Here is a 26,618-nt window from a genome sequence, read left to right as displayed (position 1 = left end):
GGGGGGGGGCGGCGGGGTGGGGTTTGACCCTATACAGCCGCCCCCCCCCCGGCCCCCCCCCCCCGGGGGGGGGCCCCCGCCCCCCCCCCCGGCCGGGGCGGGGCCCCCCCCCCGGGGGGCCCACGGCCATGCGGTAGCTTCACCCCTCATACCTCCGCCTCACCCGGGCGCACGGTGTTCCCTGCCACACCGTCACGCGCCGCCCCGGCCGTACGGTGATCCGCCGTGGCCATCTCACCGTGTGAGCCTTCCCGGCCACGCGGCGACCGCCCCCGTCATCGCCGGGCCCTCGTACCGCGTCCCGGCCGTACGGTGACCCGCCCCTTCTCCCGCCCGCGCGCACCGGGCCCACTACGCTCGGCGACTGTGCTGATTCTGCTGCCGCCGTCGGAGGGGAAGGCCGAACCCGCCGAAGGCCCCGCCCTCGACCCGTCCCGGCTGAGCTTCCCGTCGCTCAACCCGTCGCGGGAAACCGTCCTGTCCGCGCTCGTCGCGCTGTGCGAGGGGCCCCGGGCGCAGGCCGTGCTGGGGCTTTCTCCCGGGCTGCTCGGCGAGATCGGCAGGAACCGGGCCCTGCGGACCGCGCCCACGCTGCCCGCCGCCGAGCTCTACACCGGCGTGCTCTACGACAACCTCGGCCTCGCCACGCTGTCCCCGGGGGCCGCGGGCCGGGCGACCCGAAGCCTGGTGATCTTCTCCGGTCTGTGGGGTCTGCTGCGGCCCGCCGACCGGATCCCGTCCTACCGGCTGTCCATGGCCGTGCGGCTGCCCCCGCTCGGCGGTCTCGCGGCCTGGTGGCGCCGCCCGGTGACCCCTGTCCTCGACGCCGAACCCGGCCTGGTCGTCGACCTGCGCTCGGGCGCCTACGCGCCGGCCTGGCGTCCGGGCGACCGGGCCGTCGCGGTGCGGGTGCTCAGGGACGGCAGGGTCGTCAGCCACATGGCGAAGGCCACCCGGGGCGCGGTCGCCCGCTCGCTGCTGGAGTCGGGTGACGACCCCGGGACGCCGGAGGAGCTGGCGAAGGTGCTGGACGGCATGGGCCACGACGTCGTGCTCGGTCCCGAACCGGCCGCCGGACGGCCGTGGATCCTCGACGTCGCCGCGCGTGACGGGACCTGACGAGGTTTCGTGACACGACGAGGGGACTCGCGGCATGACGGAGCCCGGCGCGCCCATGCCGTCCCGTCATCTCGCGGCACGACGGAGCCCGGCGCGCCTGTGCCGGCCCCCCATGCCGTCCCGTCATCTCGCGGAGCGGCGGGACGACGTGCCCGACACGACGAGGGGGCTCACGCCGTACGGCGTGAGCCCCCTCGCGTCGGCCTTCCGGCCGAGGGTCAGTCGAGGTAGTCGCGAAGGACCTGCGACCGGGACGGGTGGCGCAGCTTCGACATGGTCTTGGACTCGATCTGCCGGATGCGCTCGCGCGTCACGCCGTAGACCTTGCCGATCTCGTCGAGCGTCTTGGGCTGACCGTCGGTCAGGCCGAACCGCATGGACACCACGCCCGCCTCGCGCTCCGACAGCGTGTCGAGCACCGAGTGCAGCTGCTCCTGCAGGAGCGTGAAGCTGACCGCGTCGGCCGGGACGATCGCCTCGGAGTCCTCGATGAGGTCACCGAACTCGCTGTCGCCCTCCTCACCCAGGGGGGTGTGCAGGGAGATCGGCTCGCGGCCGTACTTCTGGACCTCGACGACCTTCTCGGGGGTCATGTCGAGCTCGCGGGCCAGTTCCTCGGGAGTGGGCTCACGACCGAGGTCCTGGAGCATCTGCCGCTGCACACGGGCCAGCTTGTTGATCACCTCGACCATGTGGACCGGGATGCGGATGGTCCGCGCCTGGTCGGCCATGGCCCGGGTGATCGCCTGCCGGATCCACCAGGTGGCGTAGGTGGAGAACTTGTAGCCCTTGGTGTAGTCGAACTTCTCCACCGCGCGGATCAGGCCGAGGTTGCCCTCCTGGATGAGGTCCAGGAACAGCATTCCGCGGCCGGTGTAACGCTTGGCCAGCGAGACCACCAGGCGGAGGTTGGCCTCCAGCAGGTGGTTCTTGGCCCGGCGGCCGTCCTCGGCGATCCACTCAAGCTCCGCGCGGACGTCCACCGGGAGGGTCTCACCGTCGGTGGCGAGCTGCTCCTCGGCGAACAGGCCGGCCTCGATGCGCTTGGCCAGCTCCACCTCCTGCTCGGCGTTGAGCAGGGGGACCTTGCCGATCTGCTTGAGGTAGTCCTTGACCGGGTCGGCCGTGGCGCCGGCGGCGGCGACCTGCGGCACGGGGGCGTCGTCGTCGTCATCGGAGATGATGAGGACCTCGTCCTCGGTCTGCTTGAGGACCTCGCCCTTGGGCTCCTCGGCCTCGGCCTCGGCCTCGACCTCCACCTCGGTCTCGGCGTCGCCCTCCGTCTCGGCCTCGACCTCCTCGACCTCCAGGTCGAAGTCCTCGATCTCGACGTCCTCGAGGTCGATGACCTCGTCGTCCTCGGCGCCGGCGGACTTGGGCTTCGGCTCGGGCTTCGGCGTCACCGCCTCGGCGGCGGGCCGCTTGGGCTGCGCGGGCACGGGCTTCTTCGCCGCCGGGGCGGCCTTCTTGGCCGGCGGCTCGGGCTTCTTGGCCGCGGGAGCGGGCTCGGAGCCGCTGACGACCGCGGTGACGGTCTCCGGCTGCTCCTTGGCCGCGGCGGCGGTCTTGGTCTTCTTGACGGGGGCGGGGGCGGGGGCGGCGGGGGTGCGGCGCTTGGCCGGAGTCCGGGACTTCTTGGGAGCCTTGGAATCCTCAGCGGTCAACCGTACGGTGATGCCCTCTTTGCTGAGGTTGCGCAGGATCCCAGCGACCTGCGCCATCGGGATGTCCGCTTCCTCGACGGCCTTGCGGACATCCTCGGACTCGAGGAACCCCTGCGAGCGTCCCCGCTCCATCAGCTGCTGAATGACGGGCTCGTTCAGCTCGGATGGCTTCGAGCGAGTCGAACTTGCAGGCGACACGAACACCTCTCGAAGGAAAGCGTGACGAGAATGGACCCAGATGCCCGCTAGGGGCGAATACCTCTAGTTGTACTGGACGAGGCCGCGCGAACCGCGACGCACCTGTCAAGCATTGTGACATGACACCGTGATCCATACGGCCGCCTCCTGGCGGTTGTCCTCCACCCTAGGCCGACCAAGAGAGTAGTGCGTACGTAAGCGCGCCACCGATACCCGAAAGCAACCGTTATGACTGTTTCATTCAGTCACTCTTCGTGGCGGGTGGGACGTGGATCGCCAGTACCGTGACGTCGTCATCCTGCTCATATCCCGCCAGCATGCGATCAACGAGGAAGTCGAGCAACATGTGAGGACTTCCCACGACTTCCGGAGGAGCCTCGGTCACGACGGAGCACAGATCGGCGAGTCCCGCGTCCAGCCCGCGCTTGCGGTTCTCCACCAGGCCGTCCGAGTACAGGACCGCGGTGTGTCCCGGCGGCACGCAGAACCGGAACTGCCTGCGGCTCGTCGGCCAGCCAAGCGGGGTGCTCGGCTCGCCGTCGCACAGGATCGGCACACCCTGGGGCGAGACCAGCAGGGGCGGCGGATGGCCGGCCAGGGCCAGCGTCCCCTCTCCCGTGCCGGGCTCCACGACCATGTAGGCGAGGGTGGTGACCTGCTCCTCCTCCTCGGTCGCCTCGAACACCCGGTCCAGGCCGGTGAGGACGGCCGCGGGCGGCGGGTTGGTCAGCGCCAGGGCCCGCATGGCGTTGCGGATCCGGCCCATGCCGGCCGCGGCCTTGACGCCCTTGCCCATGACGTCGCCGACCACCGCCGCGACCCTGCCGTCCTGCAGCACGAACGCGTCGTACCAGTCGCCGCCCACCTGCACGTGGCGGCTGCCCGAGCGGAACCGCTGGGCCAGCACCAGGCCCCGCACCACCGGCAGGCGGTCGGGCAGCAGGCTGCGCTGGAGCGTCTCGGCGGTGCGGTGCTCCCGCTCGAACAGCGTGGCGCGCTCGACGGCGAGGGCGCACTGACCGGCCAGGGCCTCCAGGAAGACGCCGTCCTCCTGGGAGATCTTCTGGGGACGGGTGAAGGAGAACCGCAGGGCGCCGAGCGCGCGGCCTGCGGCCAGCAGCGGCAGTCCCACCCAGGCCCGCTCGTCGCTGTGCGCGATGAACCCGGAGATGATCTCCTCGTCGCCTCCGGCCTCGGCGAGCTGGGCGCGCAGGCTCTCCGGGGACTCGGCGAAGACGGGGCGGCGGCTGTTGACGGCCATGGTCATCACGCTGGAGTGCGCCAGCGGGATCTCGTCGCCCGGCGCGCCGGGGACGTCGGGGATGCCGCCGTTGTTGACCAGCTTCAGGGCGGCCCGGTCGACGTCGAGCAGGGCCACCGCCGACCGGTCGGCCGCCACCGCCGTACGGCCCACGTCGATGATGACCTGGACCACCTGCTCGACGGTGAGCGCCTCGGCGAGCATCGCCGTGGCGCCCTGGAGGCGGGCGGTGCGCAGCGCGGCGGCGCCGAGCTGGTCGGTGAGGCGGCCGCGCATCTCCTCGGCCTCGCGCTGCGGGGTGACGTCGGTGTTGGCGCCGACCCACTCGACCACCCGGCCGTGCCGGATGATGGGGACCGCGCGCACCTCGAAGTGGCGGTAGCCGCTGGCACGGGTGCGGACGCGGTAGCTCCACTCGAACATGGTCCGGCCGCGCAGCGCCTCGCGCCACGCCTCCTCGGTGTGCGGCCGGTCGTCGGGATGGACGGCCTCCAGCCAGCCGTGGGCGAGATACTCCTCCAGGCCCTGGCCGGTGATGGCCCGCCACTGCGGCGCGTCCTCCACGACGGCCCCGCTCGGCGAGGTGATCCACACGAGCTGCGACTGGGCCTCGACCAGCGAGCGGTAACGCTCCTCGCTGCGCCGCAGGTCCTCCTCGACCTGCCGGCTGCCGGTGACGTCCACCCCGACGAGGCAGACCGCGCGGAGCGCGTCCTTGTCGTCGTGGACCGGGGAGAAGGTCAGCGACCAGTGGCGGGTGCCGCCGTCGGCCGCGCGCACCCGGATCCGCTGGTCGGCCTCGACGTCGGCGCCCGCGGCGACGCCGCGGACCGCGCTCTCCAGAAGCGAGGTGAGGTCGGCCGGGAGCAGCTCGCCCGGCGTCCGGCCGACCAGCCGCTCGGCGGGAAGGCCGACCACGTCGGCGAAGACCTCGTCCACCCGGTGGAAACGGCCGTCGGGGCCGAAGAACGCGAAGGCGAAGGGCGACTGCGACAACAGGCCATGGAGCAGACCGGAGTCCGAGATGTCCACACCAGACTCCCGGGGACGGGGCACGGAGGTTTCGGCGCTCATGGTCGGCACCTCCGTCGCGTGCCAGGGTCTCCCACGAGGCACATCTCCAAACTTGCGAATCGGCGTAGCGCAGCTCCGGGGGACCGGATCTGCAGTACATCATCGGCGATGGGTGCGTGCGGACGGAAGCCCCGCTCAGGATGCGGCGAAGCGCGCATCCCGCGGACCCTCCCCGGTCCGGGACCGGAACCCGCACGCTGACGCGCCGGGTTCCCGGCACGGGCATCGCCCGACCAGCATTCCGCCGAAGCCGAATGGTGGCGCCGTTCCCCTCCGCGTCCACCTCCGTATGCCGCCAGGACCCTAGCAGGATCAAGCCGGACCGTCCCGACAACCGTCCACCTCGGCCCCGCGCGCGCCCCGAACAAGATCAGGCTACTGACTCAATCCCGATTTGGCTCCCTCTTCGGGGACATTCGTTTACTCCCCGACCTCACAAATCTGTCAGAAATCATGTCAACCCGGCATCTCGGACGGGCCCAGGGGTTGACAGGCGCACGATAGGCTGTGAAATGAGAACGCACGTCCCCGCCGTCCGTCCGGGGGTTTGCCCCGGGATCCCGGAGGAATGCGACATACATGTCCGCTCTGGTCGCCCGTCTCGCCGGCGGTGCAACGAAGCTCCATGATCCGGTGAGCGCCCGCCTGGCCCATGAGTTCCTCACCGTCCCCTCCGCGGCCGTCAGCAGGTGCGTGGCCGACGTCCGCGCCTGCGCGGAGCATCTGGGGATCGACGCGACGCCCGAGGTGGTGGAACGCGTCGCCCGCGAGCATCTGCTCGCGCTCGTCAACTCCGCGCCGCCGCCCCGAAGTCCCCGGTAACATCGAGATCACCGGAGCGCGTCCTACGCACCGTTTGGCCCGGGAATGCGAGAAGGTTGGGGCGTGAGCGAGCGAACCGATCAGCGCGGCGGCACCGGGATCCGGCCGACGGGGGAGGCCGCTTGAGCCGGCGACACCGCCGAGACCCTCGGGAGAACCAGTCTCCCGACGAGGTGTTCTCCGAGATGCTGGTGGCCGCGCGCGAACTGCTGGCCGTACGCAGCCCGCTGGACGCCGAGCTCATGGTCTCCGACATGGTGGGGGCCTGGTGGGGGCGCCGTCTGAAGGGCGGCGACGCCGAGCAGGTGCTCGGCGAGGGCCTGGTCGACTACGCCGCCAAGGCCGGCTCCCCCGCCGCGCTGACCCTGCTGATCGCGCTGGCGTACCTCGGCACGGCCCGCCAGGCGGCCAAGGCGGAGGGCGCGGCGCTGGCGCTCATCGAGCGCGACGTCGCCAGGCCCCGCTGGGCCGACCGGCTGGGCGCGGTCAAGCCCACCGGCTGCTACGTCTCCCGAGACGCCTACGGCGACCAGGACACCGTCGTGTGCGCCTTCGGCTACCGCGGGGCCGAGGCCGCCGAGGAGCCGCACGCGCTGGTCATGGTCGTCGACTACAACATGCGCGGCATCGCCCGCGACGCCTGGGTCTCCTCGCACGTCGACAAGCTGCTGGAACAGGCCAGGGCAGAGGCGGAGGCCAACCCGATGCTCCGGTTCGAGGAGATCGAGCCGCAGCAGGCGCGGGCGCTGCTGGAGTCGGCGATGAAGGCCACCGCCGAGTACGGCGACCGCAGGACGACCGCGCCGGTCAGCGACAGCTACAGCGCCTACCACGCCTTCGCCCGCTCCCGGATCAAGGCGTTGCCGCCCGGCCGCAAACGCCCGGCCCCGCTGCACAGCGAGGCCCCCTACAGCCGCGACCGCCGGGCGATGCTCGCCGCGGAGTTCCTCTCCTCGGACGCGGCCGAGCACCTGTCGGACCCGTCGGCGGCCTCACGGTGCGCCGACCACATCATCGACTACGGCTGCGACCAGGACTTCGGACGTCCCCTGCGGGTCAGCCCGGCCAAGTGCGAGGCGTTCCTGCTCGACTGGCTGCCGCGCAAGGTGATGCTCAGCCCGGCCGAGCAGGAGGCGGTGCCGCACGTGCTCGGTGCCTGGGCGCGCTTCGCGGCCCGCCGGACCGGGCTGCCGGAGGAGGGCCTGCGCGCCACGCTGGACGGGATCTGGGAGGCGACGGGGAAGTTCGCCGAGGCCTACCGCGACCCGACCACCTTCGGCATCGACCGCGACCTGCTGGAGAGGCTGCTGCCCGACGGCGACCTGTCGGCGCTGGCCCGGCGGGTCTTCGCGTTCCCCTTCCTTCAGGGCACGCACGGCGAGGTCAAGCTCGACGTGCTCAACCCGGCCGACGACGCCGACCGGCGGGTCCTGCTGGAGATCGACCACGCGGACGAACTGCTCCGGCCCGACCGCGACGAGCACCTCGCCTGGCACGAGGAGATCGCCGGCCGGCTGTGGGAGGGCGACCCCCCGCAGCTGTGGGAGGCCGCGCAGCGGCTGCTGGACCTGGGCCACGACCGGCACGACGTCCTGCACGTGCTGATGGAGATCGTCGAGCGGATCGGCGACGACCCCGAGGAGCTCGCCGTCGCCCTCGACGACATCGCCGACATCCCCGACGAGCCGCCGGGGACGAAGGGACCGTGGTGACCGGCGTGGCGACCGGTGTGGCGATCGACCTGAACGCCGATCTCGGCGAGGGGTTCGGCGTCTGGCCGCTGGGCGACGACATCGCCCTGCTGGACATCGTGACCAGCGCGAACATCGCCTGCGGCTTCCACGCCGGCGATCCCCGTACGATCCGCCGCACCTGCGCGGCCGCGGCCGACCGGGGGGTGGCCATCGGCGCCCAGGTCTCCTACCACGACCTGGCCGGCTTCGGGCGACGCGAGATGGAGGTCGATCCCGAGGAGCTGTGCGCCGAGGTGCTCTACCAGCTCGCGGCGGTGGACGGGATCGCCAGGGCGATGGGCGGCCGGGTCTCCTACGTCAAGCCGCACGGCGCGCTGTACAACCGGATCTGCCGCGACACCGGGCAGGCCGAGGCCGTCGTGGCGGCGGTGGCCGGCTACGACCCGGGCCTGCCGGTGCTCACGCTGCCCGGCTCGGCCGTCCACGCCGTCGCGGCCCGCGCGGGCGTGTCCACCGTCACCGAGGCGTTCGCCGACCGCGCCTACACCCCGGCCGGCGCGCTGGTCCCCCGCCGCTCCCCCGGCGCGGTGCTGCACGATCCCGCCGCGGTCGCGGCCCGCGCCGTACGGATGGCGACGTCCGGGACGGTCACCGCGGCGGACGGCTCGGAGGTCGCGGTGGACGCCCGCTCCATCTGCGTGCACGGCGACACCCCCGGCGCGGTGACGCTGGCGCGGGCCGTCCGCGAGGCGCTGGAGGCCGCCGGGGTGAGGCTGCGGTCCTTCCGGTGAGGACCCCGGCGACACGCTCCACCGGCCCGGGCGCGGCGCGGGTACGGCCGGCCCGCCCGGTCCTGCGGGAGGCCGGATGGTGATCCGCCGGGCCGGGGAATCCGCGCTGCTGGTGGAGACCGGCTCGCTGGAGGTGTCCCACCGGCTGGACGCCCTGCTGCGGGAACACCCCCCGGCGGGGGTGACCGAGATCGTGCCCGGCCCCGCCACCGTCCTCGTCGTCGCCCCGGGCGCCGACCCGGGAGCCCTGCGGGCCCGGTTGTCCCAGCTGCTCGGCGCGGCGCGCGACGCCGCCCCGGCCCCCTCCGGGGCGCGCGGGACGGTGACGGTCCCGGTGGTCTACGACGGCCCCGACCTCGCCGAGGTGGCCGAGCTGAGCGGGCTGCCGGTGCGGGAGGTCGTCGAGCGGCACACCGGCGTGGAGCTGACGGTGGGCTGGCTGGGGTTCGCCCCGGGCTTCGCCTACCTCATCGGCCTGGACCCGGCGCTGCACGTGCCACGCCTGTCCACGCCCCGGACCTCGGTGCCCGCCGGGGCGGTGGCGATCGCCGGCGAGTACTCGGCGGTCTACCCCGCGGCCTCGCCGGGCGGCTGGCGACTGCTCGGGCGGTCCTCCCTGACCGTGTGGGACACGGCCGCCGACCCGCCCGCGCTGCTCACCCCCGGCACCAGGGTCCGCTTCCGGGCGGTGCCGGGATGAGCGCCGCCGTCCTCTCCGTTCGATCGGGTCCGTTTCCGGATGTCACAGGGATGAGCGCCGCCGTCCTCTCGGTCCGATCGGGTGGCCGTCCCGGCGGTGCGGGATGAGCCCGGAGCCGGCTCCCGGCCCCCGCGTGGTCGAGGTGGTCGCGCCCGGCCCGTACGCCACCGTGCAGGACCTGGGCCGTCCCGGCCACGGCCACCTCGGGGTGCCGCGTTCCGGCGCCGCGGACGCGCCGAGCCTGCGGCTGGCCAACCGGCTGGTCGGCAACCCCGAGGACGCCGCCGGGATCGAGCTGACCTTCGGTGGCGCCCGCCTGCGGTTCCCCGCCGGCGCCTGGGTCGCCGTCACCGGGGCACCCTGCCCCCTCACGCTCCACGTCCCCGGTGGAGCGGGGGACCCGGCCGGCTCCCCCGCCGCCGGGCCCTCGCGGGACGCGGCACGGGGTCCGGCACGACCCGGAACCGCGGGGCCGTACGCGCCGGTGTGGGTGCCGCCCGGCGGCGAGCTGCGGGTGGGGACGCCCGCCGAGGGGCTGCGCACCTACGTCGCGGTCCGCGGCGGCCTCGACGTGCCGGCCGTCCTGGGCAGCCGCTCGACCGACGCGCTCTCCGGCCTGGGCCCGGCACCGCTGGTCCCGGGGCTGCGCCTGCCTCTGGGCCCGGCCGCCGGCCTGCGGCCGATCGTCGTCGACGCCGCGCCGCCGCCTCCGGCCCCGCGGGGCGTGCTGCGGGTGCTTCCCGGCCCCCGCGACGACTGGTTCGCCCCGGACGCGCTGGAGGCGCTGTGCGCCGCGCCGTACCGGGTGAGCGAGCACAGCAACCGGGTCGGCGTACGGCTGACGGGGACGGTCCTGCGGCGCGTCCGCCACGGTGAGCTGCCCAGCGAGGGCATGGTGGCCGGGGCGGTTCAGGTTCCGCCGGACGGCCGGCCGATCGTCTTCCTCGCCGACCATCCCCCGACCGGCGGCTATCCGGTCATCGCCGTCGTCGTCCCGGCCGACCTGGCGACGGCCGCGCAACTGCGTCCGGGGGACCCGGTCTGGTTCCGTCTCCGCTGACCCTTTATCGTCATATCGACGATAAAGGAGAGCGCATGTCCCTCGCCGAACTGCTGGACCCCCTCCTCCAGCCCGCCTTCACCCTCGCCGGGACGCCGACCAGCTGGGCCGAGCTGCTGGGCTTCGCCAGCGGCATCCTCACGGTCTGGCTGGTGGCCCGACAGCACATCGCCAACTGGCCGATCGGGATCGCCAACGTGGTCCTGCTGGGACTGGTGTTCCTGGCCGTCGGGCTCTACGCCGACGCGGCCCTGCAGGTCCTCTACGTGGCGCTCGGCGCGTACGGCTGGTGGCAGTGGACGTACGGCGGGGCGGGCCGCACCCGGCCGGCGGTGCGCCGGACCCGCCGCGCCGAGTGGACCGCGCTGGCCCTCTGCGGCGCCGCCGCCACCGCCGTGCTCACCGTCGCCCTCGCGACCTGGACCGACTCCACCGTGCCCTTCTGGGACGCGCTGACCACCGCGCTGTCGCTGACGGCCACCTACGGGCAGACGCGCAAGCTCGTGGAGTCGTGGTGGCTGTGGATCGCGGCCGACCTGGTCTACATCCCGCTCTACGCCTACAAGGGGCTGTACCTCACCGCCGTCCTGTACGTGGTCTTCCTCGCGCTCTGCGTCGCGGGCCTGCGGGCCTGGCGCGGAGAGCTCGCGGCCCGGCCGGTCCCGGTGACGGCGTGACCGGGATGAGCGGCTTCGGCGACGTGAGCGGGCCGGGCCGTCCCGGCGATGTGAGCGAGGGTCGTCCGGGCGACGTGAGCGGGGCGGGCCTTCCGGATGACGCGACCGGGGCGGACGGCGCGGCCGGGTCCTTCGCCCACGGGCTGGTGATCGGCAAGTTCTACCCTCCGCACGCGGGTCACCACCACCTCGTCGACACCGCGGCGGCCCGGTGCGCCCGGGTGAGCGTGGTGGTGACCGCCTCGTCGGCGGAGAGCGTCCCGCTGGCGCTGCGCGCCGCCTGGCTGCGCGAAGCCCACCCGCAGCCCGGCGTGACGATCGCCCCGGTGGTCGACGACGTCGAGATCGACTACGGCGATCCGGGGATCTGGGCCGCGCACGTGGCGGTGTTCCGGCACGCGCTCGCCCTGGCGCACGGCGTCGTCCCGCGGATCGACGCGGTCTTCTCCTCGGAGGAGTACGGCCCGGAGCTGGCCCGCCGGTTCGGCGCCGCCCACGTGAGCGTCGACGCGACCCGGGCGCGGTTCCCGGTGAGCGGGACGATGGTCCGGCGCGACCCGGTGGCGTGCTGGCCGTGGCTGTCCCCGGCGGTCCGCGGCCACCTGGCCCGCCGCGTGGCGGTCGTCGGCGCCGAGTCCAGCGGCACCACCACCCTGGCCAGGGACCTGGCCGCCCACTACGCCGCCCGGGGCGGGCCCTGGGCGGCGACCCGCTGGGTGCCCGAGTACGGCAGGACGTACTGCGAGGAGAAGCTCGCCCTGGCCCGCCGCCGGGCGAAGGCGGCCGGGCTTCCCGAGCCGTGGCTGGACGGCCTGGAGTGGGACTCCGCGGAGTTCACGGAGATCGCCGAGCGCCAGCTCACCTGGGAGGACGCCGCCGCCCGCGTGGGCTCCCCGCTGCTGGTGTGCGACACCGACGCGTTCGCCACCTCGCTGTGGCACGAGCGCTACCTCGGGACGGCCTGCGCCGTTCCCCCGCGGGCCCGGCACGACCTGTGGATCCACACCTCCGTGGAGGACGTGCCGTTCGAACAGGACGGCTGGCGGGACGGCGAGGCGATCCGGCACCGGATGGACGCCCGCTTCCGCGAGGAGCTCCGGGCGCGGGGGCTGCCGCACGTCGTGGTGTCCGGGCCTCCGGCCGCGCGGCTGGAGCGGGCCGTCGAGGCGGTCGACGCCCTGCTGGCACGCGGCTGGACGTTCGCCCCACCGCTGTGACCGCTCCCCGGCACCGCCGGGGAGCCCGTGTGGCCGGGGCACCCGGGCCACCGGGACAGCCGGGGCGCTGACACGGCCGGGGCGCCGGGCGCACCGGACGGGCGGACGCGGCGGGGCGGCGGGCGCGGCGGGGCCCCGGGCTCGGCGGGGCCCCGCCGCTCAGGCGCCGGTCCGCCCCCGCCGCAGCAGGGCCCCGACGCGTTCGGTCTCGGCGGCCAGGGCGGCGGCGGGCACGTCCTCGAAGAGATCGAGGACGATCTCGCCGTCCTTCGCCTCCCAGACCCCGGCGACCCGGCCCCGGTGGACCACGACCGGGGAGATCCAGCCGGCGGCCCGGCTGACCTTCGGCCGGGCCGCCGCGGGCAGGAGCGGCGTGAGGTCGCGGGGAGCGCCCAGGATGTACTGGTCGAAGCCGGGCAGCAGGTGGACTCCGGCGGCGGGGACGGTCGCGGCCAGGTCGTCGAGGTGCCCGGCGAGGATCGTCATCGGCCGTCCCTCGACCTCGACCTCGGCCAACTCGGGGGCGAGGTCGCCGAACCAGCCACGCAGCGCCGCCTTCCGGGCTCCCCCTCGGTAGAGCCAGGTGTCGAAGGTCTCGGGGGTGGCGGGGCCGTGCGCGCCGAGGAAGGAGCGGACCAGCCGCACGCCGCCCTCCTCGGGAGGGAGCGATCCGGGCCGGTGCCCGGCCAGCCAGTCGCGGGGGCTGACGAAGGTCACCCGGCCCGCGCGCGGCGGACCGTAGCAGAGCTCGCCGAGGAAGCTGAGCGGCTTGAGCAGGGCGCCCCAGCCGGAGGTGAGCGCCTCCCGCAGGTGAGCGTCGCCGGTGGTCTCGACGACCGCCTCGACCAGCTCCTCGCGGGTGAGCGCGCGGCCCGCGAGCGCCGCGGGCACCGCCTCCAGGATCGCGACGACCTCGGCGGCGGAGACGCCGTGGCCTCGCTGCCAGGACCCCTTCTCCCAGTGGCGGAAGGAGCCGAGGACCGAGGTGTGGGCGGCCAGCTCGTCGGCGGGGACCAGGTGCAGGGTGCCGCGCGCCGTCCAGGTCTTCACCAGGGTGCGGTCGCGCCACAGGGCCTCGTCGAGCTCGCCGGGGCGGGGGGCGGCGTGCCGTACGGCCACGGCCAGCTCGGCGGAGGAGGCCACCTGCGCCTGCACCCCGGTCAGGCGGCGGACCACCGAGACCGCGTCCGGGCCGGCCACCGGGTCGACGAACTGCCGCCTCAGCCGCCAGGCGAGCACCTGCGGCCAGGTCACGGAGACAGACATGGATCAGGTTCTACACCACCGCCCCGGTGCAGAGATCACCGGCGGCCGGACCGCGCGGGCCGGCCACCGTACCGGCCGCTGTGCCGACCGCCGTTCTGCATGGGGGCCCGGCTCCCGGGGCACCGGCCGGACCGGCGGGCCGGGCGGACCGGGCGGACCGGGCGGACCGGGCGGACCGGGCGGACCGGGCGGACCGGGCGGATTGGCAGGCCGGGCGGACCGGGCGGACCGGGCGGACCGGGCGGACCGGGCGGACCGGGCGGATTGGCAGGCCGGGCGGACCGGGCGAGCCGAGCGAGCCGAGCGGGCCCGTCCCCGGGGACGCCGGCGCGGATTCAGCGGGTGAAACCGATGTCCTGGTAGCGCAGGTCGTAGAAGCCGCGGGCGCCGTAGTTGGCCACGTCGCGGCCGACCGCGACGTTCTGCGGGCGCTGGTAGAGCGTCACCACGTTGACCTCCTCCCAGATCAGCCGGTCGGCGGCGTTGGTGGCGGCCAGGGCCCGCTCCGGGTCGAGCTCGGCGGTCGCCTTCTGCATGGCGGCGTCGATCCGCGGGGAGCCGATGCGGCCCAGGTTGGCGTTCCACCGGAGGTGCCCGGCGGCGTCCTTGGACGCGTCGGCGTACTGGCCGTAGCCGCTGGAGACGGGGAAGGGCGTGCCCACGTAGGAGAACGCGGTGATGTCGTAGTTGCCGGGGATGATGTATCTCGTGAAGTAGTCGTCGCTGGGCACCGACTGGATGACGACCCTGACGCCGATCCGGGCGAGCATGCTCTGCACCAGCTCGGCCTCGGACTTGGTGAGCTGGAGACCGGACGGCACGACGAAACGCAGGCTCAGGTCCCGGCCGTCCTTGCGGCGGGTCTGGCCGGAGAGCCTCCATCCGGCGGCGTCCAGCAGCCGCCCGGCCTCGGCGGGGTCGTAGACGCCGGTCCTTCCGGCGTTGTCGCGGTAGCCCTCCTGGGTGTTCATCAGGAAGTGGTTGCCCAGCAGGGTGATGGGCCAGTCGAGGCCCTGCAGGTCGGACCGGGCGATGACCTGCCGGTCGATGCCCGTCGCGACGGCCCGGCGCACCCGGACGTCGGAGAGCGCCGCGCTCTCGCCGTTCATCGTGATGTGCCGGAAGTCCGGGCCGGCGGCCTGCCGTACGACCGCGTCCGGAGTGCTTCTGGCCCGCATGTAGTCGGGTGCGGACGGGCCGACGTCGAAGGTGTCCAGCTCGCCGTTGCTGAACGCGCCGACCAGCGCGTCGCTCTCCATCGCCCGGAAGATGATCTGGTCCAGCTTGGCCCGGTCGCCCCACCAGCGGTCGTCCCGCAGGAGCGTGACGGTCTTGGCCGTCTGGTCGAACGAGCCGAGCCTGAAGGGCCCCGCGGTCACCGGGATGCGGTTCAGCCAGGCGGTGTTGAACGCCTGGGGGGTGGCGTTGGTGGACCTCGGGTACAGCGGCCCGAACAGCGACTGCCAGTCGCCGAAGGGACGGGCGAAGGTGACGACGGCCTCGTGGTCGTCCCGGCCCCTGGCGACGTCCTGGATGTCCTGGTAGCCGGTGGTTCCGGCAACGCGGTAGGCGGGATCGGAGCCGTTCAGCGCCCGCCACTGGGCGCGGTAGTCCTCCCAGGTGACCGGGGTGCCGTCGGACCACCGGGCCCGGGGGTTGAGCCGCAGCGTGACGACCTGCCTGGGGGTGCGCGCGGTGACCTCGCCGGAGAGCACGTAGTCGGTGTTCGCCGACACGTGGCCCTGCTCGTCGGAGCGGAAGGCGGAGGGCATCAGCCCGTCGATGACCTTCTTGACCATCGCGGAGTTGCCGTCGACGTGGTTGAGGTTCCAGTTGGCCGGATACTCGCTGAGGCCCCAGCGGAGCCGCCCGCCGTTCTTGACCCCCTCGCGCGGGACGGGGTTGATGTCGTAGGCGCGGATCGGGCCGGCCCTGTCGTCCCCGCCCGGCCCGGTTCCCCGCCCGCCGGCGCAGCCGGTCAGGGCGAGCGCCCAGGCCGTGGCAAGCACGGCGGCGAACGCGGCCGCGCGCCGGAATGATGTCACGCTTCCTCCTGGTTCATCCGACTGGTTCGTCCGACTGGTTGATCCGACTGGTTCGTCCGACTGGTTCGTCCGACGTCGCCTCTCTGGCCTCGTGACGCGGCCCGACCACCCGCCGCGGCCCCGGTACGGCGTGCTCCCCGGCTTCGTGACGCGACCGCCCACCCGCCGCGACCCCCGTACGGCGTGCTCCCCCGGCCGGCGGTCTCATCCGGCTCCGGATCTCTCCGCGAAGTGGCACGAGACGGCGTGGTCGTCGCCGAACGTCCGGAGCGGGGGCCGCTCGCCCGAGCACCGCGCCCGCTCGGCCTCGCCGAGCATCCGGAACAGCGGGCAACGGGTGCGGAACCGGCAGCCGGAGGGCGGGTCGGCCGGGCTGGGCAGGTCGCCCTCCAGCAGGACGTGCCCGCGGGAGCGCTCCGCGACGGGATCGGGCACCGGCACGGCCGACAGCAGGGCCCGCGTGTAGGGGTGCAGCGGCGCGGCGTAGACCCGATCGACCCGGCCGATCTCGGCGATCACCCCGAGGTACATGACCGCGACCCGGTCGGCGAGGTGCCGGACCACGGCCAGGTCGTGCGCGACGAACAGGTAGGACAGGCCCAGCCGCGCCTTGAGGTCCGTGAGGAGGTCGAGCACGCCCGCCCGGACCGACACGTCGAGCGCGGAGACCGGCTCGTCCAGCACGACCAGGCGGGGCTCCAGCGCGAGCGCGCGGGCGATGCCGACGCGCTGGCGCTGTCCCCCGGAGAAGTCCTGCGGGTGGCGCGCGGCATGGCCGGATTCCAGTCCGACCAGGCGCAGCAGCTCGCGGACCCTCGGCCCCGGCCGCCGCACCCCGTGGGTGCGCAGCGGCTCGGCGACGATGTCGTAGACCGTCATCCGGGGGTCGAGCGAGGCCATCGGGTCCTGGAAGACGACCTGCAGGTCGCGCCGGATCGCCATCCGGTCGCGGGCCCCCAGCGCCGCGACGTCGCGGCCCAGCACGGTGACCGTGCCGCCCTGCGGCCGTTCCAGCCTCAGGATCTCCATCAGCGTCGTCGTCTTGCCGCAGCCGGACTCCCCGACGAGCGCCAGCGTCTCGCGTTCCCGGACGTCGAAGGAGACGCCGTCCACCGCCAGGACCGTGCCGATCCGCCGCCGCAGGAGCGTCCCCTTCGTCAGGGGGTAGTGCCTGACCAGGCCATCCACCGCGAGGACCACCTCACGGTCCCGCCGCGGCCGTGCCGCGCGCCCGCCGGGCCCCTCCGGGACTCTCTCGTCGGCCGTCCCGCCGGGTTCTTCCGGGACTTCCCCGCCGGTCGTCTCACCGATCCGTGCCGGGACGCCTGCCTCAGCCGGAAGACCCGCCGCCGGGAGGACGCCCGGGGGGCGGACCGCGAGCACGGCCCCGCCCGTTGCCTCGATCTCGCCCGCGCGGACGCACGCGGCCAGGTGGCCGGGCGAGCCGACCTGTTCCAGGGCGGGCTCGGCGGCGGCGCAGGCGGGGACCGCCAGGGGGCAACGCGGCTCGAACGGGCAGCCCGGGGGCAGCGCCGCCGGCGACGGCGGCGTCCCCTCGATCGGCACCGGCCGCTCCGCGGCGTCCAGCCGTGGGACCGCGGCGAGCAGGCCCGCGGTGTACGGCATGCGCGGCCGCAGGTAGACGTCGTCCACCGGCCCGGTCTCGACGGGCCGCCCGGCGTACATGACCATCACCCGGTCGGCGAACCCGGCCACCACCCCCAGGTCGTGGGTGATCAGCACGATCGCCGCGCCGGTCTCACGCCGCGCCCGCCGCAGCACCTCCAGCACCTGGGCCTGGACGGTGACGTCGAGGGCGGTGGTGGGCTCGTCGCAGAGGATCACGTCGGGGTCGTTGGCGATCGCCATCGCGATCATGACGCGCTGACGCATGCCGCCCGAGAACTCGTGCGGGAAGGCGCGGGCGCGCCGCGCGGCGTCGGGGATGCCGACCAGGTCGAGCAGCTCGACGGCCCGGCGGGCGGCGTCCCCCCTGCTCACCCGCTGGTGGATCCTGACCGCCTCGGCGATCTGGTCGCCCACCCGGTAGACCGGGGTGAGTGCGGAGAGCGGGTCCTGGAAGACCATCGAGATCGCCTTGCCCCGGACGGCCGAGAGGGTCTTCTCGTCCGCCCCGAGGATCTCCCGGCCGCGCAGCCGCACCGAGCCGGTGACGCGGGCGTGCGGCGGCAGCAGGCCCATCACGGCCAGCGAGGTGACCGACTTCCCAGACCCCGACTCGCCGACGACGCCCAGCACCTCCCCCGGCCGGACGGCGTAGCTCACCCCCCGTACGGCGCGCACCGCCCCGGCCCCCGCGCCGAAGGTCACGTGGAGGCCGGTCACCTCCAGCACCGGGCCTGGCCGCTCCGCCGGGTCACGGCGGTCCGCCGAGTCGCCCCGGTCAGCCGGATCGTCCCGATCCGCCGGGCCGGCCGGGTGCGTCCGGCCCGTGCCGGGACGGCCCGCCGTCTCCGCCCGGAGCCCGCCGTACCCCTTCATCTGCGTCCTCTCCCGGAGGTTCATCCGCGTCCTCTCCCGGAGGCCGGGTCGAAGGCGTCCCGCAGGGAGTCTCCGACCATGTTGACCGCGAGCACCGTCACGACCAGCAGCCCGGCGCAGAACCAGAACGTCCACGGGGCGTACAGGGCCGTCTTCGTGCCGTCGGCGATGAGGCTGCCCAGCGAGACGTCGGGCGGCTGGATGCCGAAGCCGAAGTAGGACAGGGAGGTCTCGGTGAGGATCGCGGCGCTGACGTTGAGCGTGGCGTCCACGACCAGCAGCGAGGACATGTTCGGCAGGATGTGCCGGAAGACGACCGTGGTGGGCCGCACCCCCATGAACCGGGCGGCGTGCACGAACTCCCGCTCCCGGAGCGAGATCGTCACGCTCCGCACGATCTTGGAGGTGACCATCCACAGGAACAGCGCCAGCACCAGCACGAACAGCGGCCACTGACCGCTCGCGAAGAGCGGCGACATGACCGCCAGGATCAGGAAGGCCGGGAGCACCAGCAGCAGGTCGGTGAACCAGGTCAGCACCCGGTCGGTCCAGCCCGCGAAGTATCCGGCGAACGCTCCCACCACGGCCGCCAGCGCGGTGCCGACGACCGCGGCGAGCAGGCCGACGACCAGCGACCGCCGCATGCCGCGCAGCGTGACGGCGTACACGTCGGCTCCGGTCTGCAGCGTGCCCCACCAGTGGACGGACGAGGGCGGCGCGAGGAAGGCGGTGAAGTCGCGGTCGGTGTAGCTCCACCGGCCGAGCAGCGGGCCGGCGAAGGCCAGCAGGAACATCAGCGCCAGCAGCGCGAACCCGGCCCGGCCCTGGAACGAGCCGAAGAAGCGGCCCGCGACCACCCGGAGCCGCGACGGCGCACCGAGCCGGTCTCCCGCCTCCAGCTGCTCGGCGAGCTCCTCGCCGGTGACGCTCATCGGCCCGCCCCCACCCGGACCCGCGGGTCGAGGACGGCGTGCATCAGGTCGGAGGCCAGGGCGGCGGCCAGCACCGCGAGGGCGGCGAAGCAGCTGATCGCCGCGACGGTGTTGACGTCGTTGGCGGAGATGGAGTCGACGAGCTGTTCCCCCATGCCGTGCCAGCCGAAGATCTTCTCGGTGAAGGTCGTGCCGACCAGCAGCGCGCCGAAGGTGAAGGCGAAGTAGGTGACCGCCGGGATCAGCGCGGTGCGCAGCGCGTGCCTGACCAGCGCGGTACGGCGGCGCAGCCCCTTGGCCATGGCCGTGCGCACGAAGTCGGCCCCCAGGACGTCGAGCATCATGTTGCGCTGGTAGCGGCTGTAGACCGCGGCCAGGCCCAGCGACAGCGACAGCGTCGGCAGGGCCAGGTGCCGCAGGCGGTCGGCCGCCTGCGCGGCGAAGCCGCCGGGAAGGCCCGGCGTCGCCTCACCGCTGACCAGGAAGACGTGGGCGCCCACCAGGTAGTTGAACCAGACCGCGGCGATGATCAGGACGTTGGCGAGCACGACGGTGGGGACGGCCAGCACGGCGAACGACGCGCCGGTGGACAATCGGTCGAACGGGCCGTACTGCCGGACGGCCGCGCAGGCCCCGACGAGCACGCCGGTGACGCTGCCGAGCAGCAGCCCGGCGGTGATCAGCCGCAGGGTGACGCCGATCCGCCGCCCGAGGTCCTGGTTGACCGACCCGCCGGTGACCGTCCTGCCGAAGTCGCCGCGCACGACCCCGCCCGCCCACCTCAGGTAACGCTCGGGCAGCGGCGTGCGATCGTCGAGGTTCAGCTCGGCCAGGCGGGCGTCGACCACGGCGGGCGGGATCGGCGGGTTGCGGCCCTCGTAGTTGGCCCGCGGGTTCAGCGCGGTGGCCGCCAGCGCGTAGGCCAGGCTCGTGGCGACGGCGATCAACGCCAGGTAGTTGAGCAGCCTGCGGAAAAGGAATCCCGCCATCGTCCCCCTCCGCGTTCCCGCGCGCCGTCGGCAGCCATCCTGCTACATAATGCAGCAGCACGAACACGCTACGTGCCCAATCGGGGGTGCGGTCTCGGTCAAGCGCCTCCCGGGTACGGCCGGGCCCCGGGCCGGAGCGCGGAATCCCGGCTCCCGGAGCCCCGGGCCGGAGCATGGAGCCGGGATTCCGAGGCGGCCCCCGGCCCCGGCTCCCCGCCCCGGCTCCCGGCTCCCGCGGAACGGGCCTTTCCGAACCGGGAGCGCCGGGAGACGGCGCGCGGGTCAGCGGCCGGCGAGCTCGTCCACGGCGGCCCGCAGGTCCGCGCCGGTGATGGTGGTCAGCTCCTCGGCGCTGGCGGTGCCGTCGAGGGCGGCCAGCCGGACGTCCCGGCACATCGCGGCGCGCTCGAACAGCGAGCGGGCGAACCGGCCGTTGCCCAGGCCGTCGATCAGGCCGTTGTCGCAGACCCAGGTGAAGACCTCCGACAGGTCCCGCCGGGCGGCCTCGTCGAAACGGTCGCCGGCCCGGAGGGCCAGCAGCTCGGCGATCTCGGCGAGCTCGCCCGGCGCGTAGGAGGGGAACCGTACCCGCTGGTTGAACCGGCTCGCCAGGCCGGGGTTGGTCGCCAGGAAGCGGTCCATCTCGTCCTCGTAGCCGGCCAGGATGACCACCAGCCGGTCGCGGTCGTCCTCGGCCCGCTTGAGCAGCGTCTGCACGGCCTCGGCGCCGAAGGCGTCACCCCCGGCGTAGCCCGGGTTGACCAGGCTGTACGCCTCGTCGATGAACAGCACCCCGCCGAGCGCCCGGTCGACCAGCTCGTTCGTCTTGATCGCGGTGGCGCCGAGGTGCTGTCCCACCAGGTCGGCCCGCTGGGCCTCCACCACGTCGGGCTGGGCGAGCAGGCCCAGCGCGGCGAAGATGCGGCCGACGATGCGGGCCACCGTGGTCTTGCCCGTGCCGGGCGGGCCGGTGAAGACGAAGTGCCTCATCTGCGGCGGAGTCGGCAGGCCGCGCTCCTGGCGCATCCTCGCCACCCTGAGCTGCGCGGTGATCGCGTGCACCTGCTGCTTGACCGGCTCCAGGCCGGCCATCCGGTCCAGGTCGGCGAGCGCCTCCTCCAGGCTGGGGGCCGCCTGGTAGCCGCGGTAGCGGGCGGTCAGCTCGTCGAACGCCTTGGCGACGTCGGCTGAGGTGACGGTGACGAGGTCCTCGGTGGTCGGCGCGCCTCCCGCGCCCACCACGCGCACGTCGCGGGCCTGGGCGGCGGCCTCGACGAGGCTGCGGGCGAACCGGGCGTTGCCCAGCTCGTCGACCAGCCCGCGCCGGTGGACGTCCTCGAACCGGGCGAGCAGCGCGGGCGCGGCGTCCGGGGCCGTCCGGTCGCCGCGTCCCCGCTGCAGCAGCTCGGTGATCCGCAGCAGTTCCTCGGGCGCGTAGCCGGGGAAGTGGATCCGGCTCGCGAACCGGCTGGACAGCCCGGGGTTGGACGACAGGAAGGAGGCCATCTCCTTCTCGTAGCCGGCCAGGATGATGATCAGCCGGTCGCGGTCGTCCTCGGCCCGTTTGAGCAGCGTCTGCACGGCCTCCGCGCCGAACCGGTCGGGCTGGCCGTCACCGGAGTTGATCAGACCGTAGGCCTCGTCGATGAACAGCACCCCGCCGAGCGCCCGGTCGACCAGCTCGTTCGTCTTGATCGCGGTGGCGCCGAGGAACTCCCCCACCAGGTCGGCCCGCTGGGCCTCCACCACGTACGGGGTCTCCAGCAGGCCGAAGGCGTAGAAGATCTTCGCGACGGTCCGGGCGACACTGGTCTTGCCCGTGCCGGGCGGACCGGCGAACACGAAGTGGCGCATCGGCGGCTCGGTCGTGTATCCGGCCTCCCTGCGCAGCCGGGCCGCCTCGATCGAGGCGGCGATGGACCGCACCTGCTCCTTCACCGGGGCGAGGCCGATCATGGCGTCCAGCTCGCCGAGCGCCTCCTCCACCGAGATCGGCGGCGGCGCGGTACGGCCGGCGGACGCGGCGGCCGGCGGGCCTCCCTCCCTGCCGCGGAGCCGCTCGGCCCGGCCGGCCCGTTCCGGCCGCGCGTGTCCGTCGGCGGCGTCCAGCGCGGCCTTGGCCCGGCGCGCCTGGACGAAGCGGTACACCAGCACCGCGGCGGCCGCGCCGTAGGCGGCCCACACGGCGACGCCCGGCACGGTCAGTCCGGCGGCGACGGCCACCACCCCGGCCGCGGCCAGGGCCATGAGCGTGGTCATCCACGGGGGGACCCAGCGGATGACGTGCGCCAGACCGGCCACGGGCAGCGCCAGCAGCATCATCCCGGTCGGGGCCAGGGAGGGTCCGAAGACGAACCCGAAGATCGGGAGTGCCGGCAGCATCCAGGCGGCCACGACCGCCACGGTGGCGGCGGCGCGGGGGTAGCGCAGGGCCAGTGACACGAAGCCGAGCAGGGCGATCGTGACGGGCAGCACGGTGAGGAGGGACCAGCCCATGCCGAGCGCCAGCCCGGCCGCGGCGACCAGGACCGCGACGTGGATCAGCCGCCGCACCGGAGGGGGGAGGCGGAAGTATCGCATCCGCACCTGCTCGAACGCGTCACGTGCCGCCGCGCGTCCCGCCGGCCGGGCCATGTCGGGTTCCCGCATCACGCCTCCCCGGTTTGCCACCCGGTTATACCGCACCGGACAGACGTTCGCGCGTGCCTGGGCGTCGCGCCACGCCGCCGTTCGGTCATGATCGGGTGAAGCGGTAGGACCGGATGAACCCCACGATCCGGGCGGCGGCCTCCTGCCCGCCACGCGTCACGGCAAACCGGCAGGGAAATCTCACCGTCCGGCAAGCCCGCGTGTGCGGGCCCGGTGTCCGGCCGGTGCGGGCCCGGTATCCGGCGCGGATCCGATGTCCGGCCGGCGCGGACTCGATGTCCGGTCGGCGCGGACTCGATGTCCGGTCGGCGCGGACTCGATGTCCGGTCGGCGCGGACTCGATGTCCGGTCGGCGCGGGCCCGAGTCCAACCGGTACGGGCCCGGTGTCCAGCCCGTACGGACTCGATGTTCAGCCGGCGCGAGCCCGGCCCCGGTGGCGTCCGGGGAACTCGCCGACCGTGACGTGCTCGGGGGTGACGCGCAGCACGCCGGCCTCGGGGTCGCCGACCGCGACGCCGCGCACCTCGACCCAGAACCCGCGTTCGACGGGGTCGGCGGCGAAAACCGCCACCCGGGGATCGCGCTCGGCCGCCTCCCAGGCGTCCTCCCCGGCGACCAGGCGCAACTCGCCGCCCGGCCCGATCGCGCCGACCGCGCCGACCGCGAGCGCGCGGGGCCCACCGGAGGCGGCGCAGGCGAGCACCACCTCCCGGGCGTGGACGAAGGCACGGCGCACGTCACCGCTGAGGCCGACCGGGGGCCCGGCGTCACCCGGCAGCCGGCCGTCACGACCGTCGTGCATGATCAGGGACGCCCGCCAGGGGCCCGGCGACCCCTGCCACCACGCCCGCGCCGACCGGACGGCGAACACCGCCGCGAACACCGCCAGGGCCGTCACGGCGCACCACCAGGCCAGATCGCCCACCCCGCCGCGCCCGTACCCGGTGATCCGGACGGCCGCCGCGACGACGGCGAGCGCCGACCACATGCGGCCCGCCACCAGCCACAGGGTCACGTCGGCGGCGCGCCGGGCCGTACGGTCCCCGCCGGCGGCGGCGAACTGGGCCAGAGCGGCGACCGGCCGTCCCCGCCACGCCTCGGCCAGGACGCGCAGCACGAACACGGCGACGCCGTTGAGCAGGGCCGTCCCGGCCAGGACGGCCCACGCGCCGTCGAAATCCCCCGCCGCGGACCGGGAGACCGCCCGCGGCAGGGTGGCGACCGCCGCGACGTAGGCGGCGAGCGCGACCGGGGTCACCGACACGGACACCGCGAGCCACACGTCCCTGGCGAGCATGCCGGGGACGTAGGACCAGAGCCTGACCCGGCGGGCCTGGCGGAGGGTGATCGCCACGACGGCCGCGAGCACCGCGCCGCAGCCGATCTCCGCCCAGGTCACCAGGCCGGCTCCGAAGGCCGCGACGGCCGCCGTGACGAGCGCCGCGGCCAGCAGCAGGCGGGTCTGCCGGGCCCACGACTCCAGGGCCCGCCTCGCCCGCCCGGTCTCGCGCGGATCCACCGGCCACGCCGGGTCGTGGTGGTCCCGGGGGCTCTCCCAGCGAAGCAGCGCCAGGCCCAGGCCGACCCTCGCCCCGGGGTGCCCGTCCAGCCAGCGCAGCGCCTCCCGGTAGGAGTCCCCGGCCGCACGGTGCTCGCCGCGCAGCAGAGCGAGGTCGCCGACGAGGACGTGGGGGTCGGGCTCCTGCGGCGCGTAGCGCACGGCCCGCGCCGCCTGCGCCCTCGACTCCCGCCAGCGGCCGGGCACGTGCCGCAGGGCCGCCCCCAGGCGCAGCCGCGCCGTCCAGGACCCCGAAGCCAGCCGTACGGCCTCCTCCGCGGCGGCGACGGCCTCGGCGGAGCGGCCGAGGCGCTCGAACGCGAGGCTGGCCAGGCGGTAGCCCCACCCTGCCGCGTACTCGGCGCCCGGGTCGCGCTCCACCGCCCGGCGGGCGGCCTCCAGCGCGGCCTCGGGCCGGTCCTCGGCCAGGTGCCACGCGGCCAGGGCGCACCACTCGCGCGGGTCACAGGGATCCGCCGGCGGTGGGGTTCCGTTCTCCGCGGATCTCGTTCTCACCGGCCGCGACCTCCGGGGGTCCGGTGGGTGTCGTGTCTCTCGCCGGGCTCGCCGCGGGTTCCGCGCTCATCGGCCACGATGGCCATGATCTGTGCGGAGGCGGCGTTTGCCTAGACGGCGGCCACATGCCTGTATCTCTCTAGAGAGGTGGCGCGCGCCGGTCCGCCCCACGCCGGTGCGCGCGGCCGCCGCGGGCGTACCGCCGTGAACCGATAACCTCGATGCCGACTCAATCAGTGCCCGACTTCGCCTAAGCTGCGTCGCATGTTCGTCCAGGCCGGCAAGACCCCCCGCCGCCGATGAGCGCCATGAGGGTCGCGGTGGCGCCCTCGCGGCGCGAGGGGGGTCGGCGGACGGGCGAGCCGAACCGCTGGTCGGTCCTCGCCCTCCTCTGTTTCAGTCTGCTGCTCATCGCGGTGGACGCCACCGTCCTGCACATCGCGGTCCCGGCGCTGACCGCCGCGCTGGAGCCGAGCTCGGTGGAACTGCTGTGGATCATCGACGCCTACTCGCTGGTGGTCGCGCCGCTGCTGCTGACCTTCGGCACGCTCGGCGACCGCCACGGACGCAAGCGCCTGGTGCTCGCCGGTTACCTCGTCTTCGGCGTCGCCTCGGCCGCGGCGGCCTTCGCGCCGACCCCGCTCACCCTCATCTCCGCGCGGGTGCTCCTGGGCGTCGGCGGAGCCATGATCATGCCGGCCACGCTGTCCATCATCCGGCAGGTCTTCACCGACCGCCGGGAGCGCGCGCTCGCACTGGGCGTGTGGAGCGCGGTCGCGGCGGCCGGGGCCGCGGTGGGGCCGGTCATCGGCGGTCTGCTCGTCGAGCACTTCTGGTGGGGCGCCGTCTTCCTGATCAACGTGCCGATCCTGCTGGTGCTGCTGCCCACCGCCGCCAGGCTGCTGCCCGAGTGCCGTCCGCGTGACCCGAAGCCGTGGGACGCGCCCAGCGCGCTGCTGTCGGTGCTGGGCATCCTCGCGCTGGCCTTCGGGCTGAAGGAGGCGGGCTCGGGCCATCCGGCCGGGATCGCGGCGTTCGTCTGCGGGGCCGGGCTGCTGGTCTGGTTCGTGCGACGGCAGCGAAGGCTGGCGTTCCCCCTGCTCGACCTCGATCTGTTCCGGCGGCGGGCCTTCTCCGTCGGCGTGGCGGCGGTGCTGCTGGCCGTCTTCGCCCTGGTGGGCCTGGAGCTGATGCTCGCCCAGTACCTCCAGCTCGTGCTCGGCGACAGCCCGCTCGGAGCGGCGATCCGCATGCTGCCGCTCATGGTCGCCGCCGTCTGCGGCGGGCTGGCCGGCGCTCGGCTGCTGCGCTGGTTCGGGCTGCGCGCCACGATGAGCGGCGGGCTCGCGCTGACCGCCCTGTCGCTGACGCCCCCGCTCACCTGGGGTACGGAGGCCCATCCCCTGGTCCTCGCGCTCTGCTTCGTCGGGATCGGCTTCGGTATCCAGGTCACCCTGCTCGCCGCCTCCGACACGATCATGTCGTCCGCCCCCGAGGATCGCGCCGGCGGCGCCGCGGCGATCGAGGAGACGGCCTACGAGCTGGGTGCCGGCCTGGGCGTGGCGATCCTCGGCACGGTCACCACCCTCGTCTACGCGCCTTCGCTGGCCCGGGTCCCGGGCGTCCCGCCCGCGCTGATGGACCAGGCCCGCCAGTCGCTCGCCGCCGCCGCGCACGTGGCGCGGGAGGTCGGCGGCGGCACCGGTACGGCGCTGCTGAACGCCGCCCGCGCCGCCTTCGTCTCCGGCCTGCACACCACGGTCCTGGTGAGCCTGCTCCTGCTGGCCGGCACCGCCGCCGCCGTGGCGCTGCTGGTGCCGCGCGACCGGCGGGACGACTCCGGCTGAGCCGGCCCCGGGGCCGCGAGGCCGGTCGGGGAGAGC

18 protein-coding genes are annotated in these 26,618 nt (G+C 74.4%); 9 read left to right on the top strand and 9 right to left on the bottom strand.

What is annotated here, in order from left to right; genetic code table 11:
* The first annotated feature begins 366 nt into the window (after positions 1 to 366).
* Positions 367 to 1,119, top strand: coding sequence for a YaaA family protein (locus tag ACFYSC_RS23445; protein ID WP_389965320.1), 753 nt, complete (start codon positions 367 to 369; stop codon positions 1,117 to 1,119).
* Between the two features lie 218 nt (positions 1,120 to 1,337).
* Here the strand turns inward: ACFYSC_RS23445 and ACFYSC_RS23440 are convergent, their stop codons facing one another.
* Together ACFYSC_RS23440 and ACFYSC_RS23435 are read right to left on the bottom strand one after the other, a co-directional pair.
* Positions 1,338 to 2,981 carry an RNA polymerase sigma factor gene (locus tag ACFYSC_RS23440; RefSeq protein WP_389965318.1) on the bottom strand — a complete coding sequence of 548 codons (1,644 nt, stop codon included), beginning with the start codon at positions 2,979 to 2,981 and terminating at the stop codon, positions 1,338 to 1,340.
* Between the two features lie 241 nt (positions 2,982 to 3,222).
* Positions 3,223 to 5,316: a SpoIIE family protein phosphatase gene (locus tag ACFYSC_RS23435; protein WP_362942644.1), complete on the bottom strand. Its 2,094-nt coding sequence runs from the start codon at positions 5,314 to 5,316 to the stop codon at positions 3,223 to 3,225.
* A gap of 579 nt (positions 5,317 to 5,895) precedes the next feature.
* Here ACFYSC_RS23435 and ACFYSC_RS23430 point away from each other — a divergent pair.
* The 7 genes from ACFYSC_RS23430 to ACFYSC_RS23400 all read left to right on the top strand — a co-directional run bounded on the left by ACFYSC_RS23430 (position 5,896) and on the right by ACFYSC_RS23400 (position 12,277).
* Entirely contained in the window at positions 5,896 to 6,138 is a 243-nt protein-coding gene (locus ACFYSC_RS23430) for a hypothetical protein (protein WP_362942647.1), read from the top strand.
* A gap of 185 nt (positions 6,139 to 6,323) precedes the next feature.
* Positions 6,324 to 7,850 (top strand): hypothetical protein, encoded by a 1,527-nt coding sequence (locus ACFYSC_RS23425; protein WP_389965891.1) that lies wholly within the window; start codon positions 6,324 to 6,326, stop codon positions 7,848 to 7,850.
* 17 nt (positions 7,851 to 7,867) lie between these two features.
* Positions 7,868 to 8,623 carry a LamB/YcsF family protein gene (locus ACFYSC_RS23420; RefSeq protein ID WP_389965888.1) on the top strand — a complete coding sequence of 252 codons (756 nt, stop codon included), beginning with the start codon at positions 7,868 to 7,870 and terminating at the stop codon, positions 8,621 to 8,623.
* Positions 8,624 to 8,699: 76 nt separating this feature from the next.
* Positions 8,700 to 9,323, top strand: coding sequence for an allophanate hydrolase subunit 1 (locus ACFYSC_RS23415; RefSeq protein WP_389965313.1), 624 nt, complete (start codon positions 8,700 to 8,702; stop codon positions 9,321 to 9,323).
* Between the two features lie 103 nt (positions 9,324 to 9,426).
* Positions 9,427 to 10,383: a biotin-dependent carboxyltransferase family protein gene (locus ACFYSC_RS23410; protein WP_389965310.1), complete on the top strand. Its 957-nt coding sequence runs from the start codon at positions 9,427 to 9,429 to the stop codon at positions 10,381 to 10,383.
* 35 nt (positions 10,384 to 10,418) lie between these two features.
* Complete coding sequence (pnuC, locus tag ACFYSC_RS23405; RefSeq protein ID WP_362942659.1) at positions 10,419 to 11,060, top strand: nicotinamide riboside transporter PnuC; 642 nt, start codon at positions 10,419 to 10,421, stop codon at positions 11,058 to 11,060.
* Positions 11,061 to 11,065: 5 nt separating this feature from the next.
* Positions 11,066 to 12,277, top strand: coding sequence for an AAA family ATPase (locus ACFYSC_RS23400; RefSeq protein WP_389965885.1), 1,212 nt, complete (start codon positions 11,066 to 11,068; stop codon positions 12,275 to 12,277).
* 159 nt (positions 12,278 to 12,436) lie between these two features.
* On the opposite strand, the gene ACFYSC_RS23395 is transcribed toward ACFYSC_RS23400, so the two are convergent.
* The 7 genes from ACFYSC_RS23395 to ACFYSC_RS23365 all read right to left on the bottom strand — a co-directional run bounded on the left by ACFYSC_RS23395 (position 12,437) and on the right by ACFYSC_RS23365 (position 24,735).
* A complete protein-coding gene (locus ACFYSC_RS23395; RefSeq protein ID WP_389965307.1) occupies positions 12,437 to 13,543 on the bottom strand; it encodes a winged helix DNA-binding domain-containing protein in 1,107 nt (368 codons plus the stop codon).
* 335 nt (positions 13,544 to 13,878) lie between these two features.
* On the bottom strand, positions 13,879 to 15,588 hold the full coding sequence (locus ACFYSC_RS23390; RefSeq protein WP_389965304.1) for an ABC transporter family substrate-binding protein: 1,710 nt from the start codon (positions 15,586 to 15,588) through the stop codon (positions 13,879 to 13,881).
* A 204-nt stretch (positions 15,589 to 15,792) separates the two neighbouring features.
* A complete protein-coding gene (locus ACFYSC_RS23385) occupies positions 15,793 to 18,114 on the bottom strand; it encodes a dipeptide ABC transporter ATP-binding protein (RefSeq protein ID WP_389965302.1) in 2,322 nt (773 codons plus the stop codon).
* Positions 18,111 to 19,022 (bottom strand): ABC transporter permease, encoded by a 912-nt coding sequence (locus ACFYSC_RS23380; protein WP_389965299.1) that lies wholly within the window; start codon positions 19,020 to 19,022, stop codon positions 18,111 to 18,113. Before ACFYSC_RS23380 ends, ACFYSC_RS23385 begins: the two co-directional genes overlap by 4 nt.
* Positions 19,019 to 20,011, bottom strand: coding sequence for an ABC transporter permease (locus tag ACFYSC_RS23375; RefSeq protein ID WP_389965296.1), 993 nt, complete (start codon positions 20,009 to 20,011; stop codon positions 19,019 to 19,021). Before ACFYSC_RS23375 ends, ACFYSC_RS23380 begins: the two co-directional genes overlap by 4 nt.
* 282 nt (positions 20,012 to 20,293) lie before the next feature.
* A complete protein-coding gene (locus tag ACFYSC_RS23370) occupies positions 20,294 to 22,660 on the bottom strand; it encodes an AAA family ATPase (protein ID WP_389965293.1) in 2,367 nt (788 codons plus the stop codon).
* A gap of 410 nt (positions 22,661 to 23,070) precedes the next feature.
* The gene (locus ACFYSC_RS23365) at positions 23,071 to 24,735 is read right to left on the bottom strand and encodes a hypothetical protein (RefSeq protein WP_389965291.1); all 1,665 of its coding nucleotides are present in this window, start codon (positions 24,733 to 24,735) and stop codon (positions 23,071 to 23,073) included.
* Positions 24,736 to 25,043: 308 nt separating this feature from the next.
* Here ACFYSC_RS23365 and ACFYSC_RS23360 point away from each other — a divergent pair, with 308 nt between their 5' ends.
* Complete coding sequence (locus ACFYSC_RS23360; RefSeq protein ID WP_389965288.1) at positions 25,044 to 26,582, top strand: MFS transporter; 1,539 nt, start codon at positions 25,044 to 25,046, stop codon at positions 26,580 to 26,582.
* Positions 26,583 to 26,618 lie beyond the last annotated feature (36 nt).

The sequence above is a fragment of the Streptosporangium sp. NPDC004379 genome (assembly GCF_042873875.1).
Classification (GTDB): Bacteria; Actinomycetota; Actinomycetes; order Streptosporangiales; family Streptosporangiaceae; genus Streptosporangium.
This window is presented reverse-complemented; position numbering and strand designations above follow the sequence as displayed.